Origin of the sequence: Cohnella hashimotonis (assembly GCF_030014955.1) — a bacterium.
Taxonomy (GTDB): domain Bacteria; phylum Bacillota; class Bacilli; order Paenibacillales; family Paenibacillaceae; genus Cohnella; species Cohnella hashimotonis.
Map to the genome: position 1 here is coordinate 5,681,733 of NZ_JAGRPV010000001.1, position 18,045 is coordinate 5,699,777.

Genomic DNA, 18,045 nt, shown 5'->3' on the forward strand with positions numbered 1-18,045 from the left:
CATTTGGTGAACGTTCGACAAAAACCGCCAGGAACCGCCCTGGCGGCATGTCGGAAAAGTCTATTATTCTTGTTCGTCCAAGCGTTCGATCCACGTCTCGTCCGGCCGATAGACAGCGGTCACGGCGCCCGAACGGTCGATCGCGAACAGTACCGAGCGCTCGGCTTCGAGCTCGAACCGATAGATGCTCCTGCTGACGGGATCGCGCACCTCGATGTCCGCCGATACCGCATATTCGGAAACAAAGACGAACAGCGAGCCTCCTGCGAAATCAAGCTTGCGCCCGAAAACGCCTGGCAGCTCTCCGCCGCGTCTCCACTCCAGCTCCGGTCCGACGCCCGCTTCGCCCAGCGCATACCGGTACAGCTCTGTCAGCGTTGCGTGCCGCTCGTTCAGCTCGACGGGCAGCGGGCAGCGGATCAGCTTGCCTCGGCCTAGCGGCTGGACCGTGACCGAGACTGCGCCGTTCGCGTCCGTCGCATCCGCCGGAAGCTCCTTGGCCGTCTCGGCGAACCGCAGCTTGTGGAACGAGACCGGCAGCGCCCGCCCCTCGAGCAGCAGCAGCTCTTCCCTTCGCACGTTGGCCCAGCGCGTCTCCCCGATCCGCGAAGCCATGCGAGATGTCGGCCGCCAGTATTCGTCCAGCCCCATCGGGCCTGTGAACAGCAGCGTACCGCCTTTCGCTTCAACATGCGCCAGCAGACGCTCCAGCGCCTCGCCGCTGAAGTTGTGCGGGCTCGGGACGATCAACAGCTTGGGCGGATGGTCGTCCAGCGAATCCAGCGCGTACTCCGACAGCCCTCGTATCGGCTGCTTCAGCTCGTAGAGCATCGTGCGGGTCAGCCGCGTCGTCGCGTCCATCGCCAGCTTGCGCGTCGAGAAGTCGTTGGAAAACGGATAGACGACCGCCGCTTCCTCCAGCCGGCGCTCCTTGAACAGGCCCGAGATCGAAGCCATGAACCGGCCGAAATCGTACGACACGTCCGCCTCCGGCTTCTGCGTGCCGTCCGCGCGCAGCGCCCCGATGTTCGACTCGTTGACGTTGTCCATGTAGGGATTGATGTTCCAGATCCACTGCACGGCGCCCGCCCCGCCCGAAGCGAAGGCGTACGCGTACTTGCGCTCGAGGATCGCCTTCAGCTCGTTCTCGGTGCGCTTCGCCTTGCCCTCCGGCGTCTCTACGTACATGAGGCCGGTCTCCTGGACGAGGTTCGGCTTGTCCGGCGTCTTCGTGAAGATGCCGTCCCACATCAGATCGTCGTTCTGCCACCACGTATGCACGGTCGTGTAGTCGACTGCCGGTCCGTAGAAAAACGGAGACGGCCGCTGGCTGCATATGCCCTCGTCCTGGCCGACCGTTACGAGCTGCGCCGGCTGCGCGTCGCGAATCGTGGCACTGAGCTCGCCGATCCACCGGTTGTGCATGTCCATGGAGAAAAGCGTGTAATCCAGCAGCCGGGCATTGCGCCGGGGCTGTACGCCGGTGATCTTGAACTGGAGATCCGCCGCCGTCGGCGCGCGGACCGACTCGAAGTCCGGCAGCTCCTCCGGCGTCATGTTCCAGCGCTCCTGAAGGACCCGGATGCTGTTGTCATGGCGGGCCTTCAGCCAATCCGCATACAACTTCCGCTCAAAGGGATCTCCCGCCGTCTGCGCGCCGTTAAAAATGTTTTTCGGATCGAACAAGGACGGTTCGTTGATCAGATCCCAATGCACATGCGTCGAGGCGGCGTGCCGCGATACGATCGAGGCGATAAAACGCTTCTGGGCCTCCACGCTCCGCGGGTCCAGGTACGGATTCGACCCTTCCCACAGCTCCGGCGTGAACGTGAAAAAGGTGAAGGTCACCTCGAGCCCGTGACGCTTGGCCGTCAGCAGGAAAGCGTCGATCGCCCGCATCGTCTCCTCCGACGCGTGGCCGTCGACGAACATCGTCTGCCGCCACATCGACCAGATGCCGGTGCGGATCAGGTTGATGCCTGCCCGGCTCATCTCGGCCATGTCGCGGTCCCAGGCGGCCGCATTCGGCAGCAGCAGGAACTTGCGCGCCACGTCCGATGTCATGTAGGTCATTCCGACGATCGGGACCGGCCGTCCCCCGCGCTCGAAGTAATCGCGGCCGCACGCAAGGAATTCTCCCTCGGCCAGCAGCTCGCGGTCAAAGCCCCAGAACCCTTGGCGGAGCAAGCGGTTCTCCCCGTCGTCGGACGTCGCCCGGCATGCCGCTTCGTAATAGCCCGGCTCGGCGTTCAATCCGGTGGGAAGCCGCGTGAACCGAAGCTCGCGGGAGGCATCGAGCGAAGCGCGCGTCTCCCAGATACGCTCGCGGCTTCCGTCCCGGCCCGGGCGGAAGATCTCAAGCTCGAAGGTCCATCGGCGCGGACTCGAGCCTGCCGACGATCGGCCCAACGCCTGAAGCTGCACGGTCAGGACCGGCATCTCCCCAAGCTCGTAGCTGGCGTAGTTCGGCTTTAACCAGATCTCGGTCACGCCTCTTGCGCAATAGGCGGCCCAGTCCGCGAGCGCCTGCAGCCCCTCGTCCTGCCACAGCTTCGCTTCCGCCTGCAAATGAACGAACAGCCACCTGCCGCCGGCGAAGGCGCCCTTCGTGTTGTCCAGCAGCACGGCCGGCGCAGCCACCTCGCGCCCGTCCCGCGATACGCCCTTCAGCAGCGGATACAGATGCGCGTCCATCGGGCCGGAGGTTCCTCCGTCGCCCGGATGGTCGTCGAGCGTCGTGAAGTGCGCGACGATGCCGTACGTCGGCTGCACGCCGAACAGCGCTTCCCTGCCTGCGAAAAGCGGAAATTCCTCGGAAGCCCGATACTCTACGATCGGACCCGGGTCTACGGGCAGAAGCTCATGGATGCCGAGCTGCTGATGATAAGCCGTCTGCTCCGTCTCCAGTTGCCACGCGCCGTCTTCGCCCCGGTATGCGGGACGCCGGAACGGCGCGCCGCCCACGTGCAGCAGGCCGCCGCCCCGCTTCAGAAAAGCGGAAAGTGCGGGCCAATCCTCTTTAGGAAAATAAGGACCCTGAAGATGGATCGCTGCCGTCGCATGCGCCAGTGCCGCCTCCCACTCCCCGGCCGCCGCCAGCGTGCCCAGCTTCGCCAGCGCTTGCAGCGCGCGGGCGTCGGGACGTTCGCCGGGGAAGGGCAGGTTTTCGTCGTATAAAATCGCGATTTTGCTCATCGGATCGTTCCTCCGTCGTCTTCGATTGCGTCGATTTCTTCGATGTCTTCGTTGTCGGCCAACTTAATCGCCCGTCACCATCACCATGTTGGCGGGATCGAAGTTGACGCTGACCCCGCGTCCCCCGAGCGTATCGAGGAACGCGCGCAGATACGAAGCCCGCTCATGCCCCGTCTCGATCGCGAAATACCCGCCGAGGCTCGACGCGTACTCCCCGAGCTCTCGGCAGGCCCGCTGCATCGCGTCGTATACCGGGCCGTCGCGGTCGTCCGGCACGATGCCGATATGCGTCGTAACGATGTTCGTGCCGAGATCCAGCGCCAGATCGAGGATCCGCTTGGACTTCTCGATCTTGGCGGCATTCGCCGCCCGGTCCTGGAAGCCGTGCCCGCCCAGATCGCCGCACAACGCCGAGATCTCCAGCCCTAGCGACGCGATGTATGCGCGCAGCTCCGCGCGTGCCGCAGCCGTCAGGCCGGCCGGGTCCATCTCCCCGTCCACCGCGTAGATCTGCACGCCGTCCGCGCCGATCGCCCGCGCGCGGCGCAGGCCTTCCCGGACGCCGACCCGGAAGCTGTCCACGATAACGCCGATTTTATTGCCGGACATGTTCATCCCTTCCTCTCTCCTTCAGTTCTCCTTTTCCGAAATCCAAAAAAAACGCGCCACCCGGCCAGCGTGCCGAATGACGCTACAATACCCGTAAAATGCGAAACTCGCCGCTCCCGAATCGCCTCGAAAAAAACCGCCCGCAGCCGAACCTCGCCTCAGCTATTCAGCCCTCACGCTTCGTCCCACAGACGCCGCGCGTTCGCCAAGGCGATGCGCGTCCCGTCGCGGCAATCCTCCATGCCCTCGAACTCGATGGAGATATAGCCGTCGTACCCCGAGCGCTTCAGGAGGGACACGATGCCCGGCAGGTCGAGATCGCCCTGACCGACGATCGCGCCTCGCAGGTATCTGCCCGCCGTGCTGCGGAACCAGCCTTCGCCCGGGTCGCGCCCGGGCGGCCGCACGTAGAAGTCCTTGAAATGCACCATGGACGCATAGGGTACGCTTGCGAGCACGGACGCCAGCGGATCGCCGTCCGCACAGACGAAGTTGCCCACGTCGAGCGTGGTACGGAAGTTTTCTCGTCCGACCGCGTGCACGAGACCGAGCACCCGATCGAAGGCTTGCAGCAAATAGCCGTGGTTCTCGACGCTCGTCACGATGCCGTAACGGGCGGCGTAGTCGGCAATTTCCGCGCAGCCCTCGGAAAGGCGCGGCAGCAGCCGCGCGTAATGCGCCGCCGACGTGTCCGGGTGCGTCGCGGCATCGTGCCGCATGCGCTTGACGCCGAGCCTCGCCGCCATGTCGACCTCGCCCTTGAGCCGCTCGAGCTCTGCGCGGAAGGCTTCCTCGCTCTCCGCGACGAGATTGCCGCGTACGGCATAATTGGACACCTCGATGCCGCATGCCGCCGCCCGCGCCGCGATTTTTTCCGCGAGCCCGTCTTCTTCATAAAGGCTGTAGCCGACGGGAACGATCTCGATATGTTCTCCGCCCTGGTCCGCCGTCCAATCGACGACGTCAAGGACGTTCATCTCTTTTCGCAAGACCGCTTGATACAGACTATACGTGCTGACGCCCAGCTTCACGCGGGTTCGCTCCTCTCCTGTTCCGGGCCGCCCGCAATTACGAGAGCCGGATCTCCTCGCCTTTTTCCGCCGACTCGTAAATGCCGCACAGCATCTTCATGACCGCGACGCCGTCGGACACCGGGCTGATCGGCTCGCTGCCGGTCCGGACACAGTCGACGAAGTGGTCGATCTCGTTTTGAAACGCGCTCTCCAGGTGGAAGCCCGGATGGTCGGTCTGCGGCGTCACGTTCAGGATCGTGTCGTGCTTCTCCGTCACGATGGCCAGCGCCGGATCGATCTCGACGCCGCCTTTGTCGCCGAACAGGGAGATCGTCGTCTTGTTCTCCTTGGCGTGGAGCGTGAAGCTCGCTTCCAATAGAAGGGATGCGCCGCCTTCGAAGCGGATGATCGCGTTCGCCATGTCCTCGACCGTGTTGCGCGAGGCGTCGTAATCGGCCGCCCTGTAGGAGGTCATATGCTTGACGTTGGCGCGGTTGCCCAGCTTGCGGTACGTATTCGCGGAAACCGACACCGGCTTGGGACGGCCCATCAGGTACCAGCAGAGATCGACGACGTGCACGCCGATATCGATGACCGGACCGCCGCCGGAGCGCTCCTTGTCGGCGAACCAGCCGCCAGGGTTGCCCACCCGTCGGATGCTCGAAGCCTTCGCGTAATAAAACTCGCCGAATTCCCCCGCATCCGCGAACTGCTTCACGAGCTGCGCATTGTTGTCGTAGCGGCGGACGTAGCCGACCTGCAGCTTGCGGCCCGTCGAGCGGACGGCTTCCTCGATCCGCAGCGCCGCTTCGACCGTCGTGCTGAGCGGCTTCTCCAGCAAAACGTGAAGGCCCGCTTGAAGCGCCGCGATTGCGATCGGCTCATGGGTGTTGTTCCAGGTGCAGATGCTCACGCCGTCCAGCCCGGCCTCGGCGAACATGCGGTTATAATCGGAATACGCCTGCGGCGCGCCGTACTTGACGGCAGTCGCCTTCGCCCGCTCCTCGTTCAGGTCGCAGATCGCCTCGATGCGGACGTTCGGATTGTTATTGTAGGCGTTCAGGTGCAGCTCCGAGATGGTCCCGACGCCGACGACGCCGATTTTCACGATGTCCGTGCTGCTCATGCGGTTTCTTCCTCTCCCTCTTCGTTTCCGTAATTCGCGATCAGTGCCGCGAGCGCGTCCGCGGCCGCGCATACCTCGGCCAGCTCCACCCATTCGTCGTCCGTATGCGCCTGTCGGATGTCGCCAGGTCCGAAGACGATGGACGGGACGCCGACTCTGGCCAGCTTACTCGCATCCGTCCCATAGGCGGCGCCGTGTTCGGCGGTTCCGCGCTTCACCAGGTTCACCGCTTGCGCAAGCCTGCCGACGACAGACTCGTCGGTACGGATCTCCATGGCATAATCGATGATAAAAGGCTCGTGAACGGCGAGCGCAAGGCCCGGCGTCTCCCGCGCGAACCGCTCAAGGTCCGTCTTCATCCGTTTCCAGACGCCGAGCGGCTCCTCCCCTGGCACGGTCCTGCGGTCGATCGTCAGCGTGCAGGCGCCGGGAATCGTGTTGGGTGCGTCTCCGCCCTCGATCTGCGCGATGCAATGCGTCGGCGGCCCGACGAGCGGATGCCGCAGCGCCTCGTAGCCAGGTTCGATGACCTCGCGCAGATAGCGCACGATCTCCATCGCTTGCTCGATCGCGTTGACGCCCTTGCTCGGATCCGAGCTATGGCCGGCGACGCCGCGCGCCTCGATGCGGAAGCGGACGCAGCCTTTGTGCGCCACGACCCGGCTGAGCCCCGTCGGCTCGCCGACGATCGCGGCCTCGTAGCGGAGCTCGCCCGCCTCGATCGCCTGGGCCAGCCTCGCAACGCCAGCATAGCGGTATTCCTCGTCGACGACGGCCGCGAGATGCACGCCGATCGTCGGCTTGCGTCCGCTGCGGGCGAACGTGCCGAGCACGACCAGCATCGCGGCCAGCGACGCTTTGGTATCGCAGGCGCCTCTTCCGTACAACCGACCCGACGCCGTCTTCGCGCCGAAGGGCTCGATCGTCATGCCGGTCGTCTGCACCGTGTCCATATGCGCTTCCAGCAGCAATGTTCTGCCGGCGCGAGTGCCGGGCAGCATGCCGATGACGTTGCTTCGGCCTTCCGAGACAGGCTGCTCGATGCATCTGATGCGGTTGCTCTCCAGGTAGTTTCGGACATATGCGGCGACTTCGGCCTCGCCCGTTCCGCCGGGGAAAGCCGGATTCACGCTGGGGATCGCCACGAGGTCCCGAAGCACTCGCCAGATCTCTTCGCGATCAACGATCGGAACAACCATCTTCTTCCCCCTCTTCTTTAGTAGCAGCAGCCGCGGGCGTCGATCCGGAGCCATTGGTCCAGTTCCCCGCCGCGCACGCCGGCTACCCGGTCGCACAGGTTCGGGAGCACGCAGGAATGATTCGGGATTAGCTCCAGCCGGTCGCCGACCTTAATCTGTTCCGATGCCGGATCGAACGCCAGGAAACCGTGCTCCTCGTTTAAGCCTTCTATCCGGATGCCTGGACGGCCGACGACGATGCCGAAGCCTTCCCGGCCGTGCGCCCGGTCCCCGGTCAGCGTCTTCGTGCCGGCATCGATCGTCGCGCGGCCCGGCAGCGGCACGCTGACGACGGTCACGACGACGCGTAATGCGCAGTCCTCCTCGCGTGCAATGCCGAGACCGACGCCGGATGCGTCGAAGAACACATAGTTGCCGGCTCTCACTTCGGTGACCCCCTGGAGCTCATGGCTGTAAATCGCCGCAGGCGAGGAGCCGGTGCTGACGATGCCGACCGGGATGCCGGCGCCGCGCAGCAGCTCCGCCGTCTCGGCCATTTCGGCCGCCTCGGCACGGACCGCCGCCGTGAAGCCGGCTTTGTCCCGCTGCGCGTAGATTTTGCCGTAATAGCCCATGATGCCCGCGATCTGGATGCCCGGCAGCTCGCGCAGATCCCGCGCGAATGCCAGCGTGTCCGCGCCAGGCTGGCGTCCGCCGCGATGGAGACCGCCGTCGATCTCGATCAGCACCCGGACCGGTTTGCCAGTGCGGGTGCCGACGGCGGACAACCCCTTCGCGACCGGCATGCTGTCCGCCGTCACGATCAGGCTCGCGCGCCGATGCAGCGCTTCGAGCCGCCGCAGCTTGTCTTCGCCGACGATCGAATAGGCGATGAGAATGTCCTTGATGCCGGCGTCCGCGAACGCCTCCGCCTCCGACAGCTTGGCCACCGTGATGCCGACGGCCCCCGCCGCCAGCTGCCCGCGCGCGATGGCGGCCGACTTGTGCGATTTCATATGCGGCCGGTGGGCGATACCGCTTCGGCGCAGGCGTTCAGCCATCGCCGAGATGTTGCGTTCGGCGATGTCCAGATCGACGATGACGGCCGGCGTCGTCAAATCCGCATAGAGGCTCACACCTCCTCGACCTCTACGATCAGCTCGATCTCGACCGGCGTATCGAACGGAAGCTCGTTGGCAGAGATGGCGGAGCGGGCGTGCCTACCCTTTTCGCCCAGCACCTCCACGAGCAGATCCGACGCGCCGTTAATGACAAACGGCTGGCGGGTGAACCCATCCGCCGAATTGACAAACGCAAGCATTTTGACAACCTGCTTGATCCGATCCAGCTCCCCCAGATGCGCCTTGAGCACGGCAAGCAGGTTGATCGCCACCTGACGGGCCGCCGCGTACCCTTCTTCCACCGTCAGATCCGATCCGACTTTGCCCGTCGCCATTAGCACGCCGTCAATGCGGCAATCGTTGCCCGACGTGTAGACGACATTGCCCACCTGCTTCGCCGGCACATAAGAAGCTACCGGAGGCGGCACCTCGCCGAGCTTGATCCCGAGCCGCTCCAGCGCTTGTTCGGCTTGTCCCATCGCGAATTCCTCCTGTTTGGTTTTAAGTAACTAGATTTCTATTACGCCGCGGACCGACGATTCCGCCACGAACTGACGATTCCCGCTGGCATAGGACGCTCGCATATTGCTATCCCGCTTTGGCCCCGCCATAACGGCACAGCATGCCGCTAGTGCTGCAGCCACACACATTTGCACCGCCATAGCGGCATTGCATGCCGCTGTCGTCGCGGCCAGACACATTGGCCCTGCCATTGCGGCACAGCATGCCGCTATCGCCGCAGCCACACACTTTCGCCTCGCCATAGCGGCACAGCATGCCGCTATCGCCGCAGACAGCTTCACCTCGCCATAACGGCACCACATGCCGCTATCGCCGCAGACAGACAGCTTCGCCTCGCCATAACGGCACCACATGCCGCTATCGCCGCAGACAGACAGCTTCGCCTCGCCATAGCGGCACAGCATGCCGCTATCACCGCAGCCAGACAGCTTCGCACCCCCATAGCGGCACCACATGCCGCTATCGCCTCAGCCAGACACTTTCGCACCGCCATAGCGGCACTGCATGCCGCTATCGCCGCAGCCACACACTTTCGCCTCGCCATAGCGGCACAGCATGCCGCTATCGCCGCAGCCAGACAGCTTCGCACCCCGATAGCGGCACCACATGCCGCTATCGCCGCAGCCAGACACTTTCGCCTTGCCATAGCGGCACGGCATGCCGCTAGCCTCGGGCTCTTCTTTGGTTACTCCAACACCTTACCGCTCTTTCCCGTCCCGATAGACCGAGGTCCCGCGCTGCGTCCGCGCCCAATCCGCCACGCGATGGGGATCGCCTTCCCACAGGCGCTGCCTTCCCCAGGAGTTGGCTTCCGGCGGTCCTTCGCACTCGACGCGGATGACCGGGAACAGGCGGGACGGCGCCTCCCGCGGCAGTCCGTCGATGATCAGCTCGTCGCCTTGCTGGGTGAAGCCGAGCGTCTGGCCGGTCGTCAGCAGCGTGACTCCCTTGACGCGGGTCGCCAGGTCGGCGAGTCGAAGCGTCGGGCGCCCGTCCCAGAAGCGGATGATCAGGTACAGATTGTTGCCGCGCGTCGTCTGGCGTCCGCGCGTGATGAATTCCGTGATCGCGCCGCCGTCCGAGCCGTAGATCGCCTCGCCGTGAACGTCGAGCCAGCGGCCGATCGCTTCGGCGCGCTCGAGGAACTCCGGCGGGAACTGTCCGTCGGCCGTCGGTCCCACGTTGAGGAGCAGGTTGCCCCCGTGGGCGCCTCCCTTCTCTGCGCATTCGACCAGCATGTCGAGCAGATAGTCGGCCGGGCGCCAGCGCTCGCCGAATACGTGGCTCCACAGTCGCCACGTCGTGACCTGGCACGACTCCCACAGCCGCTTGCGGTCGACGACGATCAGATGCTCCGGCGTGCCGAAATCGCCGAGCGTATCCGAATCCCCCGCCCCGATGCCGCCGTCGGCGCGATATCCGTCGTGCTGCTCGGAGTAGCCCAGCCGGTTGTTGATCAGGATGTTAGGCTGAAGCTTCCGCATTTCCTCGACGAGCTCCACGCTGCCGAGGTCGTCCGCGTTGCGCGGCCATACGCCGTCGAAGAAGAAGTGGTCGATCTGCCCGTAGTTGGTGAGCAGCTCCTTCACCTGGTTGTGCAAGTATTCCTTCGTCTTGGCCCAGCCTTCGGGGTCCTTCTCCGGCCCGTCGAAGTAAGCCGGCAAGCGCCAGTCGATCCACGAATAGTACAGTCCGACACGAAGTCCCGCCTTGCGGAAAGCCTCGACGTACTCGCGGACGAAATCGCGCTTCGGCGCCTGCTTCGCGCTTGAGTAGTCGGTGTACGCGCTGTCCCACATGCAGTAGCCGTCGTGATGCCGGGTCGTGAAGCAGGCATATTTGAAGCCCGCCTTGCGCGCGGTGTCCGCCCACAGCTCCGGATCGAAGCGCTCCGGGTTCCAGGCGCTGGCCGCGTCCGCGTACTCTGCATGGTTCATATGCTCTCGGAACAGCACCTGCTCCCCTCTCCCGAATTGGGCGTAAGGTCCCCAGTGAATGAACAAGCCGTAACGGCTCTCGGTAAACCATTGCCACTTGTCGGGCACCGAAAAGGTTTGTGTCGGCGCTTGCGTCGTCATCGATTCCGCTTCCCTTCAGCGCGCGCGGAAGCAAGACGCCGGCACGGCGGCCTGCGGCTCTGCCGTTTCCCGCCGTGCCGGCGCCTCCCTATCGCCGCTATTCCATTTTTTTTAAAACCTTACTGCGCAGCCGCAGCCTTACGCGCCTCATAAGCCGTTTGATAAATCTCGAGGTAACGCTTCAGGTTCATGCCATCCAACGTCTTCAAATACTTGTCCCACTCGGCGTCGACGTCGGCATCGCCGATAATGAAGCGCGCCATCATCTCGCTCGTGTAGTCGTAGATCGTCTTGGACAGATCCGCGATCTCCTGGGATTGATCCACCGTCAGGTTCAGTGGAGGCAGCACCGACTTGACGTCGACGCGGTACGGCTCGTACTTGTCTTTCGTTTCTTTATAAAGGATCGACTCCAGCGGGTTGTCTTCGCTCGCGACCGCGCCGAGGCGAAGCGAGTTCGGACGGTAGGCGATGCCGCTCTGCGACCAGTGCTTGTTCTGCGTCACGCCAAAGGAGGACATATCCTTGTAGACGGCCGGTTGACCGTTCAGGCCGATCTCGCCATCCTTGGCCCAGCGCCAGTCGACTTCCGGCTCCCCGATCGTCGAGCGAAGCGTGATCTCGCGGTCGTACAGCGCGTCTGCGAAGCGGAACGCCGCTTCCGGATTTTTCGCTTCCTTGGTGATGACGAACTTGCCGGGAGCGACCTGGTACGGATCGTACTGGGTGAGCTGAACGCCGCCCGGTCCCTTCAGCGGAGGAACGGCGACATACTCCTTCCAGCGTCCGCTCGCGCCGTTCAGCTGTGTGATGACGCTCATATTCGGGCCGGAGGCGGCGCCGAGAATGACCGTGTTCGGATTTTCCCCGAGCTGAACGAGCTGCGCCGGGTCGCGCGTCAGCGCCTGCGGATCCATCAAGCCCTCCGCGTACAGCTTGTGCAGGTACTTCATGCCGTCCTTCCAGCCGTCCTTGGTGAACGGAACGTCGACCTTGTCCTGATCGTTTACGTAGAGGCGGGTGTATGGCGCATAAGTAAAGGAATTCATCAGGAAATTCTCGACGCTCGTCGTGAGCGTAGCGCCCTGGGATTGGGCAGGCGCGCCGGAGAACGGAATTTCGTCAGCTTTGCCGTTGCCGTTCGGATCCTGCTCCTTGAACGCCTTGAGGACGTTATAGAACTCATCCGTCGTCGTCGGCATCTTCAGGCCGAGCTTGTCGAGCCACGGTTGATAAATCCACATCTTCTGGCGCATCGAACAGTGATAGCATTCGTTAGGCGCAGGCAGCGCGTAGATGTTGCCGTCCGCGGACGTGATCGTCGGCTTGACGAGCGGGCTTTCCTCGAACATCTTCTTCGTGTTGACGCCGTATTTCTCGATGTAATCGTTCAGCGGAAGCAGCACGCCTTGCTGTCCGTACAGCGCTTGCTGCTCCGGCGTGACGTCCATCATCATGACGACGTCGGGCAGGTCGCCGCTGGCCAGGGCGAGGTTGAGCTTTTCAGCGACCATGCTGCTCGGCACGATCTCCCATTCCACGTGGATGTTGGTGAGATCCTCGAAGTACTTCGTGAATTCGTTCGTGTTAAAATCCTCTACGGCAGGGTTGGCCCCCGTCATCACCTTCAAGGTGATCTTATCCTTCACGATCGGGAATTCCCCGGCCGGCGCGACCGCCGCTTCCGTACCCGTGGAGGCTCCGCCGGAGGCGTTCGTGTCGGCGTTGTTGCCGCTGCAGGCTGCCAGAATCGTGACCAACATTACAATCGCAAGCGTCATCGAGACCATCTGTTTGATTTTCATCGTATCTATCCCCTTCTTTATCCTTTTAATGAACCGATCATGACGCCCTTGACCAGATACTTTTGCACAAAAGGGTAAACCACGAGCAGTGGTACGGTAGAGATGACGATCAGCGAATACTTAAGCAGCGTCTTCAGCGCTTCGCGCCTCGCGGCGTCCATCGGGTCTCCGGACAGCATCGCGACGTCGACGTCGTTTTTGACCAGAATATCCTTTAAAACGAGCTGCAGGGGATACATGTGCTGGGACTTCAGGTAGATCATCGCGTTAAAATACTGGTTCCAGTTCGCAGCCGCGTAATAGAGCGTGATGACGGCCAGGATCGGACCGGACAGCCGGATGACGATTTTCCACACGAACTGAAAGTCGTTGCAGCCGTCCAGCTGCGCCGCTTCCAGCAGCTCGTCGGGAATCGACATCTGGAAGTAGGTGCGCGCGATGATGACGTTCCAGACGGTCAGCGCGGTCGGGATGATCATCGACCAGACCGTGTCCAGCATGTGCAATTCGCGAACGAGCAGGTAGTTCGGGATCAGTCCGCCGGTGAACATCGTGGTGAACATGAACAGGAACATGAACACGTTTTTCCCATAGAAGTCCTTGCGCGATAACGGATAAGCTGCCAGCACCGTCATTGCGACATTGACCGCCGTCCCCGCCACCGTGTAGATGACCGAGTTTTTAAACCCGGTCCATACCATCTTGTAATCGAGCACCGCCGTATAGCCTTCGAGGCTCGGACGCACCGGCCACAGCCACACTTCGCCCGATACGACCGCCTGCGAATCGCTGAAGGAAGCGCTGACGATGTAGATGATCGGATAGAGCACGCTTATGAAAAGCACGGTGATGAACAACGCGTTAACAATCGTGAAGAGCTTGTCCGTGAACGACTCGTTGCGAAACCGGATATCCATGCGCACCCTCCTTTACCATAAGCTCGCCTGCTTCGTCTTCTGCGCAAGCTTGTTTACTGCCAGCAGCAACGCCAGATTGATGACGGATTTAAACAATCCGATGGCGGTGGAGTAGGAGTAATTCGCGACCTGCGCGGTCAGGCCGACCTTGTACACATACGTGTCGATGATTTCGGATGCCTTCAGGTTGATCGGATTTTGCAGCAGCAGCACCTTTTCGAAACCGACGTCCAGAATGTGTCCGGTATTGAGGATGAGCAGAATAATCGCCATCGGCATGATGCCGGGCAGATCGATGTGCCACATGCGCCTGAACTTGCTCGCTCCGTCTACGACCGCCGCTTCGTGCAGCGCCGGATCGATGGCGGCCAGCGCCGCGATAAAGATGATGCAGTTGAACCCGGCATGCTGCCACACGTCCGACCAGACATAGATGGAAGAGAACATCGAGATCTCGCCCATGAAGTTGATCGGCGCGATGCCGAAGACGTCGAGCAGCTTGTTCACGATCCCGATTCGCGGGTCGAGCAGCTCCTTGACGATGCCGACGATGACGACGATCGAGATAAAGTGCGGCGCGTACGTCACCATCTGGACGACCTTGCGGTACGACCTGCTTCTTAGATAGTTGAGGCCCAGCGCCAGCAGGATCGGAAATGGGAATCCCGCGAGCAGGTTGTAGAAGCTGAGCAGCAGCGTGTTGCCCAGAATCCGGGTGAAATCGTACGAATGAATGAACCGCGAGAAGTGATCGAGTCCGACCCAGGCGCTCCCCCAGATTCCCTTGGTGACAATAAAGTTCTTGAACGCGATCTGGGCGCCGTACATCGGCACGTACTTGAAGATGATCAGGTACGCGAAGGGCAGCGCCATCAGCACGTACAACTGCCACCCGCGGATCATCTTTTTGGAGACGGCTGACTTGCGGGGCGCGACGCTCTCTCTGCTTGCTAGACGCTTGATATCGGGTACGCTCACTTCCTCTCACCTCCCTTGCCTAAACGTTTAGAGTCCGTAGCCCCCGATCGGGGTCTGCCGGGTACGACCGTGTCTCGGATCGTCCGGGCTGCTCTGCGGCTTAGGGCAAGCTTAGGCGCTGGGGGCCGGGCTAGTAAATTGCGTTGTCCTCCGATGATAGCCATTCGTTCAGATTTGGGGATTGATGTTTGCGTTTTCAGTGTGCATTTGATCAGAAATCGCACTGAAATTCCCTTTTTTAGTGTGTAAATGAGTGGAAATAGGCGGTCGCTTCAGAACAAACACCCTCGTCAGCGAAGCTGCGTCACCTGTCTACTTGGCTCCGTGAGGCCGCTAAAAAAGTTCCTTGATGAGTGAAAGGTACAGCGCCCGCGAGACCTCGGGGCACTGTACCTTTTTTGCAAGACCTTTTAGGAACACGCAAGTGCGGATTGATGCCGCGCTGCTCTGTCTAGAAAACATTCGCCGAAATGTGCTTCCTGGGCTTTAACCTTCGCCGCCATCATTGCGATGCCGAGCCCGAGACGTCCAAGCCTCAACACGCATGGTCCCTCTAAGCTCACTTCTTGCGCTTACAGCTCCCAAGCTAAAGTTCTTCCGCGCCTCACGCAAGCTTCGCGGCCAGGGGAACCCTCGTCTGTGCTGTTGTCACGCCTCGCTCATCGCTCCCGCGTGACCGGTAGCGGACGAATATGTCGTTTCGTTGCGGGCCAGCTCGCGGAATACGGTCGCGCTCAGCCCCGTTCCCCGCTTGAACGCCCGGCAGAACGTGCTGGACGAATGGTAGCCCACCTGCTCCGCGATCTCGCGAATCGTCAGAGACGTCGAGGCCAGCTTGCTCTTGGCCTCGTCCATGCGCATATTTTCCAGATACTCGGAGAAGTTGATGCCCGTCTGTTCCTTGAAAAACTGGGACATGTAACCCTTGGACACGTTCATGTTATCGGCAACGGCATCGAGCGTCAGGTTCGCGTCGCCGTAATGCTGCTGCAGGAAAGCCAGCATGTCGTCGAGCAGCCTGTGATTGCGGCTCTTCTTGCGCCGATCGAGATCGCGGGCGGTTGTCAGGAACATCTCGGAGGCGCTGCGGTAGGACAGCTTGGGATTATCGACGGCGCTCGGATGCTGCAGAAGCTGCTGGATATCGATGGCGTTGTCCAGCGCCAGCTGCTCCTGAAGCTTGGCCAGGCAGCTCACGATCTCATAATAGAACAGCTGCTGAAGCGCGAGAGGCAGATGCCTGTCGCTGAAGTTTTCCTTGTACAGCTGGCGGAGCACGGCCTCGACTTCCTCGGGCTCGCCCGCTTTGGCATAATTGATCAAGCGGTTCTCCAGCTCCTGCGGGAAGAAGAAGCGGGCGTTCGTATGCGGAAGATCGGCAAACCAGACGGTCTCGTTCTTGCCTTCGTAGCTGATCGAGGACAAGCACTGCCTGGCCTCCTCATAGGAGCCGGACACCTCGAGCAAGGTCGACCGGAAACCCCCGATGGCAAAGTAAAGCTGCAGCCCCTCGCGCCCGCTCGTCTCCGCCTCGATCGCGGCCACGCTCCGGTCGATCATATGCCTGAACGATGCCTCGTCTCCCAGCTCGTCTACGAACAGCAAGGCGATCTTGTCCTCCGCGATATGATGGGCGTACCGGTCGTCCCCGAGACCTCTGCGGATCGCTTCGGTTACCCATACGCGATTGACGTCCAGCTTGTCCAGCTCCGCTTCCGTATTGCTTTGCCCCGAACGGCTGAAGTTCAGGATCCCGATCGCGTAGCCTTGGCCGTGCAGGCCGATCCGCTGGTGCGCGAGCAGCGAATTGATCTCGTTCATCGACAGGAAGTCGCCCTTGAGCAGCCGCTGGAAAAACGTGTCCCAGACGAGCGGCACCTGCTTGTCGATCTCCTCCCGCAGCTCCGCGTTGTTATCGAGCAGCGAGGACAACGATTGCTGGATGTAGCCGTACATGTCCTTCGGCTTGCGCGGCGCGCCGGCCGCCTGGTGACGGTCCCGAAGCGTGGACATAATGCGCACGAGCGGACGGCCGCTCCGGGTCGCGAACAAATACGCCAGCACGATGCCGAGCCCGAGGAACACCGCCACGATCGAGAAAGTCAGCTTTTTAATGGAGATGACCTTCCCCAGCACGATATGAGGAGGCTGAGCCACGACATAGGACCACTTGTTATACGAGGATGTCGTATAGGTAACCATGCGTCCGTCCGTTTTGTCCGAAGCCTCGATCGTACCGGCAAGACCCGGCAGGACGACGCTCCCGCCAAGCGCAGGCGCCGAGCCGTCGCCGGAGAGCGAAGCGACCACTCTCCCCTTGTCGTCAATGATCGATGCCGAGCCGCCGTCCGAGATGTCGATGCCGCTCAGCAGCGACTTCAGTTCGTTTCCGTCCACGAGCACGATCAAAGCGCCCTGGATGCGTCCCGGATAACCGAGCGACTGCACGTAGGTGATCATATCGTACGTCTTATCCTCGTACCGGGCCGCTCCCGTCGGCATGATCTCCCGGTTGCGGTACGTCGAGAGCAGATCGTCGCGCCAAGCTTTGTAACCGATTTCATTGTAAGTTAATACATGATCGTAGAAGTAGGGAAGCTCATAGGAGGAGTTGGACGACAGGGCCAGATTGCTGTTTTTGAAAATGAGAAAATAATCCAGCACGAAGTTATTGGAGGCGTTGTAGCTGTACAGGCTCTTCTGCGTCCGCAGAACCTTGTATGTATTCGTGCTGCTGAAAGGATCGGAGACGCGCTGGAAGCTGTTGACGCCGGGATCGTTGAGCAGCTGCAGGGAGATCGTGTTGATCTCGGAAAATCGGCTGTCGAGCGTATTTTTGACCTGCTCGAGAATCTGCATGTTGTTGCGGACGACTTCTTCCTTCACGACATGATACGTCTTGTTATAAAACAGCCACCCCAGCGTGAGCGCCAAGAGCATAAACAGGAAATAAGGAAGCATCATTCGGAGAAATAAAGGCTGCTGACCCAGTCGATTCCTCAAGCGCATGACACACGTCCCTCCGTTCGTCTCAGGTGTATTGTTAGCTATTATAACATCAACTCGCGAATTCTTAACACTAAATTAACAAGCCTAATAAAAGGTAGCGCTATCATTTTGAGTCGAACCATCGCTTCGAAAGTGTAGCGCTTACAGAAAACAAATTTAATCATAACACACTCCGTCAAGGTGTTGAGGCGGCTCGTGGTTGAAAACAAAAGGAACGAAGCAGCTATTTCCTGCTTCGTCCCTTTTTGTTTTCGCCCGGTGGCGCGGGCTCGCTATGTAGCTCCATCTGGAGCTTCTTCGCCTCGGTTGGGCGAGTGGGCGTGACATATAGCTCCAGATAGAGCTTCTTCGCCTCAGCTAGGCGCGCGGGCCTGCCATGTAGCTCCATATAGAGCTTCTTCGCCTCGGTTAGTCGTGTGGGCGCGACATGTAGCTCCATACGGAGTTTCTTCTCCTCGGTTACCAACGCGTGCTCACTTAGAAGCTCCATTTAG

General features: G+C 61.4%; 11 protein-coding genes and 1 pseudogene. All 12 read right to left on the reverse strand.

Going from position 1 to position 18,045, the window contains the following annotated elements:
- Window positions 1-63: 63 nt before the first annotated feature.
- Window positions 64-3,195: a beta-galactosidase gene (locus KB449_RS22925; RefSeq protein ID WP_282910568.1), complete on the reverse strand. Its 3,132-nt coding sequence runs from the start codon at window positions 3,193-3,195 to the stop codon at window positions 64-66.
- A gap of 66 nt (window positions 3,196-3,261) precedes the next feature.
- Window positions 3,262-3,804 (reverse strand): annotated as a pseudogene (locus tag KB449_RS22930) (sugar phosphate isomerase/epimerase family protein); the annotation flags it as partial.
- Window positions 3,805-3,977: 173 nt separating this feature from the next.
- Window positions 3,978-4,835 (reverse strand): sugar phosphate isomerase/epimerase family protein, encoded by an 858-nt coding sequence (locus KB449_RS22935; RefSeq protein ID WP_282910569.1) that lies wholly within the window; start codon window positions 4,833-4,835, stop codon window positions 3,978-3,980.
- 37 nt (window positions 4,836-4,872) lie between these two features.
- Entirely contained in the window at window positions 4,873-5,943 is a 1,071-nt protein-coding gene (locus KB449_RS22940; RefSeq protein WP_282910570.1) for a Gfo/Idh/MocA family protein, read from the reverse strand.
- Window positions 5,940-7,142, reverse strand: coding sequence for a M20 family metallopeptidase (locus KB449_RS22945; RefSeq protein WP_282910571.1), 1,203 nt, complete (start codon window positions 7,140-7,142; stop codon window positions 5,940-5,942). The genes KB449_RS22940 and KB449_RS22945 overlap by 4 nt, the downstream gene beginning before the upstream one ends.
- 17 nt (window positions 7,143-7,159) lie before the next feature.
- The gene (locus KB449_RS22950; protein ID WP_282910572.1) at window positions 7,160-8,257 is read right to left on the reverse strand and encodes an alanine racemase; all 1,098 of its coding nucleotides are present in this window, start codon (window positions 8,255-8,257) and stop codon (window positions 7,160-7,162) included.
- Window positions 8,254-8,721: a RidA family protein gene (locus KB449_RS22955; protein ID WP_282910573.1), complete on the reverse strand. Its 468-nt coding sequence runs from the start codon at window positions 8,719-8,721 to the stop codon at window positions 8,254-8,256. Before KB449_RS22955 ends, KB449_RS22950 begins: the two co-directional genes overlap by 4 nt.
- A gap of 741 nt (window positions 8,722-9,462) precedes the next feature.
- Complete coding sequence (locus tag KB449_RS22960) at window positions 9,463-10,842, reverse strand: alpha-L-fucosidase (RefSeq protein WP_282910574.1); 1,380 nt, start codon at window positions 10,840-10,842, stop codon at window positions 9,463-9,465.
- A gap of 119 nt (window positions 10,843-10,961) precedes the next feature.
- Window positions 10,962-12,647: an ABC transporter substrate-binding protein gene (locus tag KB449_RS22965; protein ID WP_282910575.1), complete on the reverse strand. Its 1,686-nt coding sequence runs from the start codon at window positions 12,645-12,647 to the stop codon at window positions 10,962-10,964.
- A gap of 17 nt (window positions 12,648-12,664) precedes the next feature.
- Window positions 12,665-13,564 carry a carbohydrate ABC transporter permease gene (locus KB449_RS22970; RefSeq protein ID WP_282910576.1) on the reverse strand — a complete coding sequence of 300 codons (900 nt, stop codon included), beginning with the start codon at window positions 13,562-13,564 and terminating at the stop codon, window positions 12,665-12,667.
- 12 nt (window positions 13,565-13,576) lie between these two features.
- Window positions 13,577-14,467: an ABC transporter permease gene (locus KB449_RS22975; protein WP_282912891.1), complete on the reverse strand. Its 891-nt coding sequence runs from the start codon at window positions 14,465-14,467 to the stop codon at window positions 13,577-13,579.
- 723 nt (window positions 14,468-15,190) lie between these two features.
- Complete coding sequence (locus tag KB449_RS22980; protein WP_282910577.1) at window positions 15,191-17,551, reverse strand: AraC family transcriptional regulator; 2,361 nt, start codon at window positions 17,549-17,551, stop codon at window positions 15,191-15,193.
- Between the last annotated feature and the right edge of the window lie 494 nt (window positions 17,552-18,045).

Coding starts and splice junctions, on each gene's coding strand:
- KB449_RS22925 (WP_282910568.1), bottom strand. CDS start 3,195: ATGAGCAAAATCGCGATTTTATACGACGAAAACCTGCCCTTCCCCGGC.
- KB449_RS22940 (WP_282910570.1), bottom strand. CDS start 5,943: ATGAGCAGCACGGACATCGTGAAAATCGGCGTCGTCGGCGTCGGGACC.
- KB449_RS22945 (WP_282910571.1), bottom strand. CDS start 7,142: ATGGTTGTTCCGATCGTTGATCGCGAAGAGATCTGGCGAGTGCTTCGG.
- KB449_RS22955 (WP_282910573.1), bottom strand. CDS start 8,721: ATGGGACAAGCCGAACAAGCGCTGGAGCGGCTCGGGATCAAGCTCGGC.
- KB449_RS22960 (WP_282910574.1), bottom strand. CDS start 10,842: ATGACGACGCAAGCGCCGACACAAACCTTTTCGGTGCCCGACAAGTGG.
- KB449_RS22965 (WP_282910575.1), bottom strand. CDS start 12,647: ATGAAAATCAAACAGATGGTCTCGATGACGCTTGCGATTGTAATGTTG.
- KB449_RS22970 (WP_282910576.1), bottom strand. CDS start 13,564: ATGGATATCCGGTTTCGCAACGAGTCGTTCACGGACAAGCTCTTCACG.
- KB449_RS22975 (WP_282912891.1), bottom strand. CDS start 14,467: ATGATCCGCGGGTGGCAGTTGTACGTGCTGATGGCGCTGCCCTTCGCG.
- KB449_RS22980 (WP_282910577.1), bottom strand. CDS start 17,551: ATGCGCTTGAGGAATCGACTGGGTCAGCAGCCTTTATTTCTCCGAATG.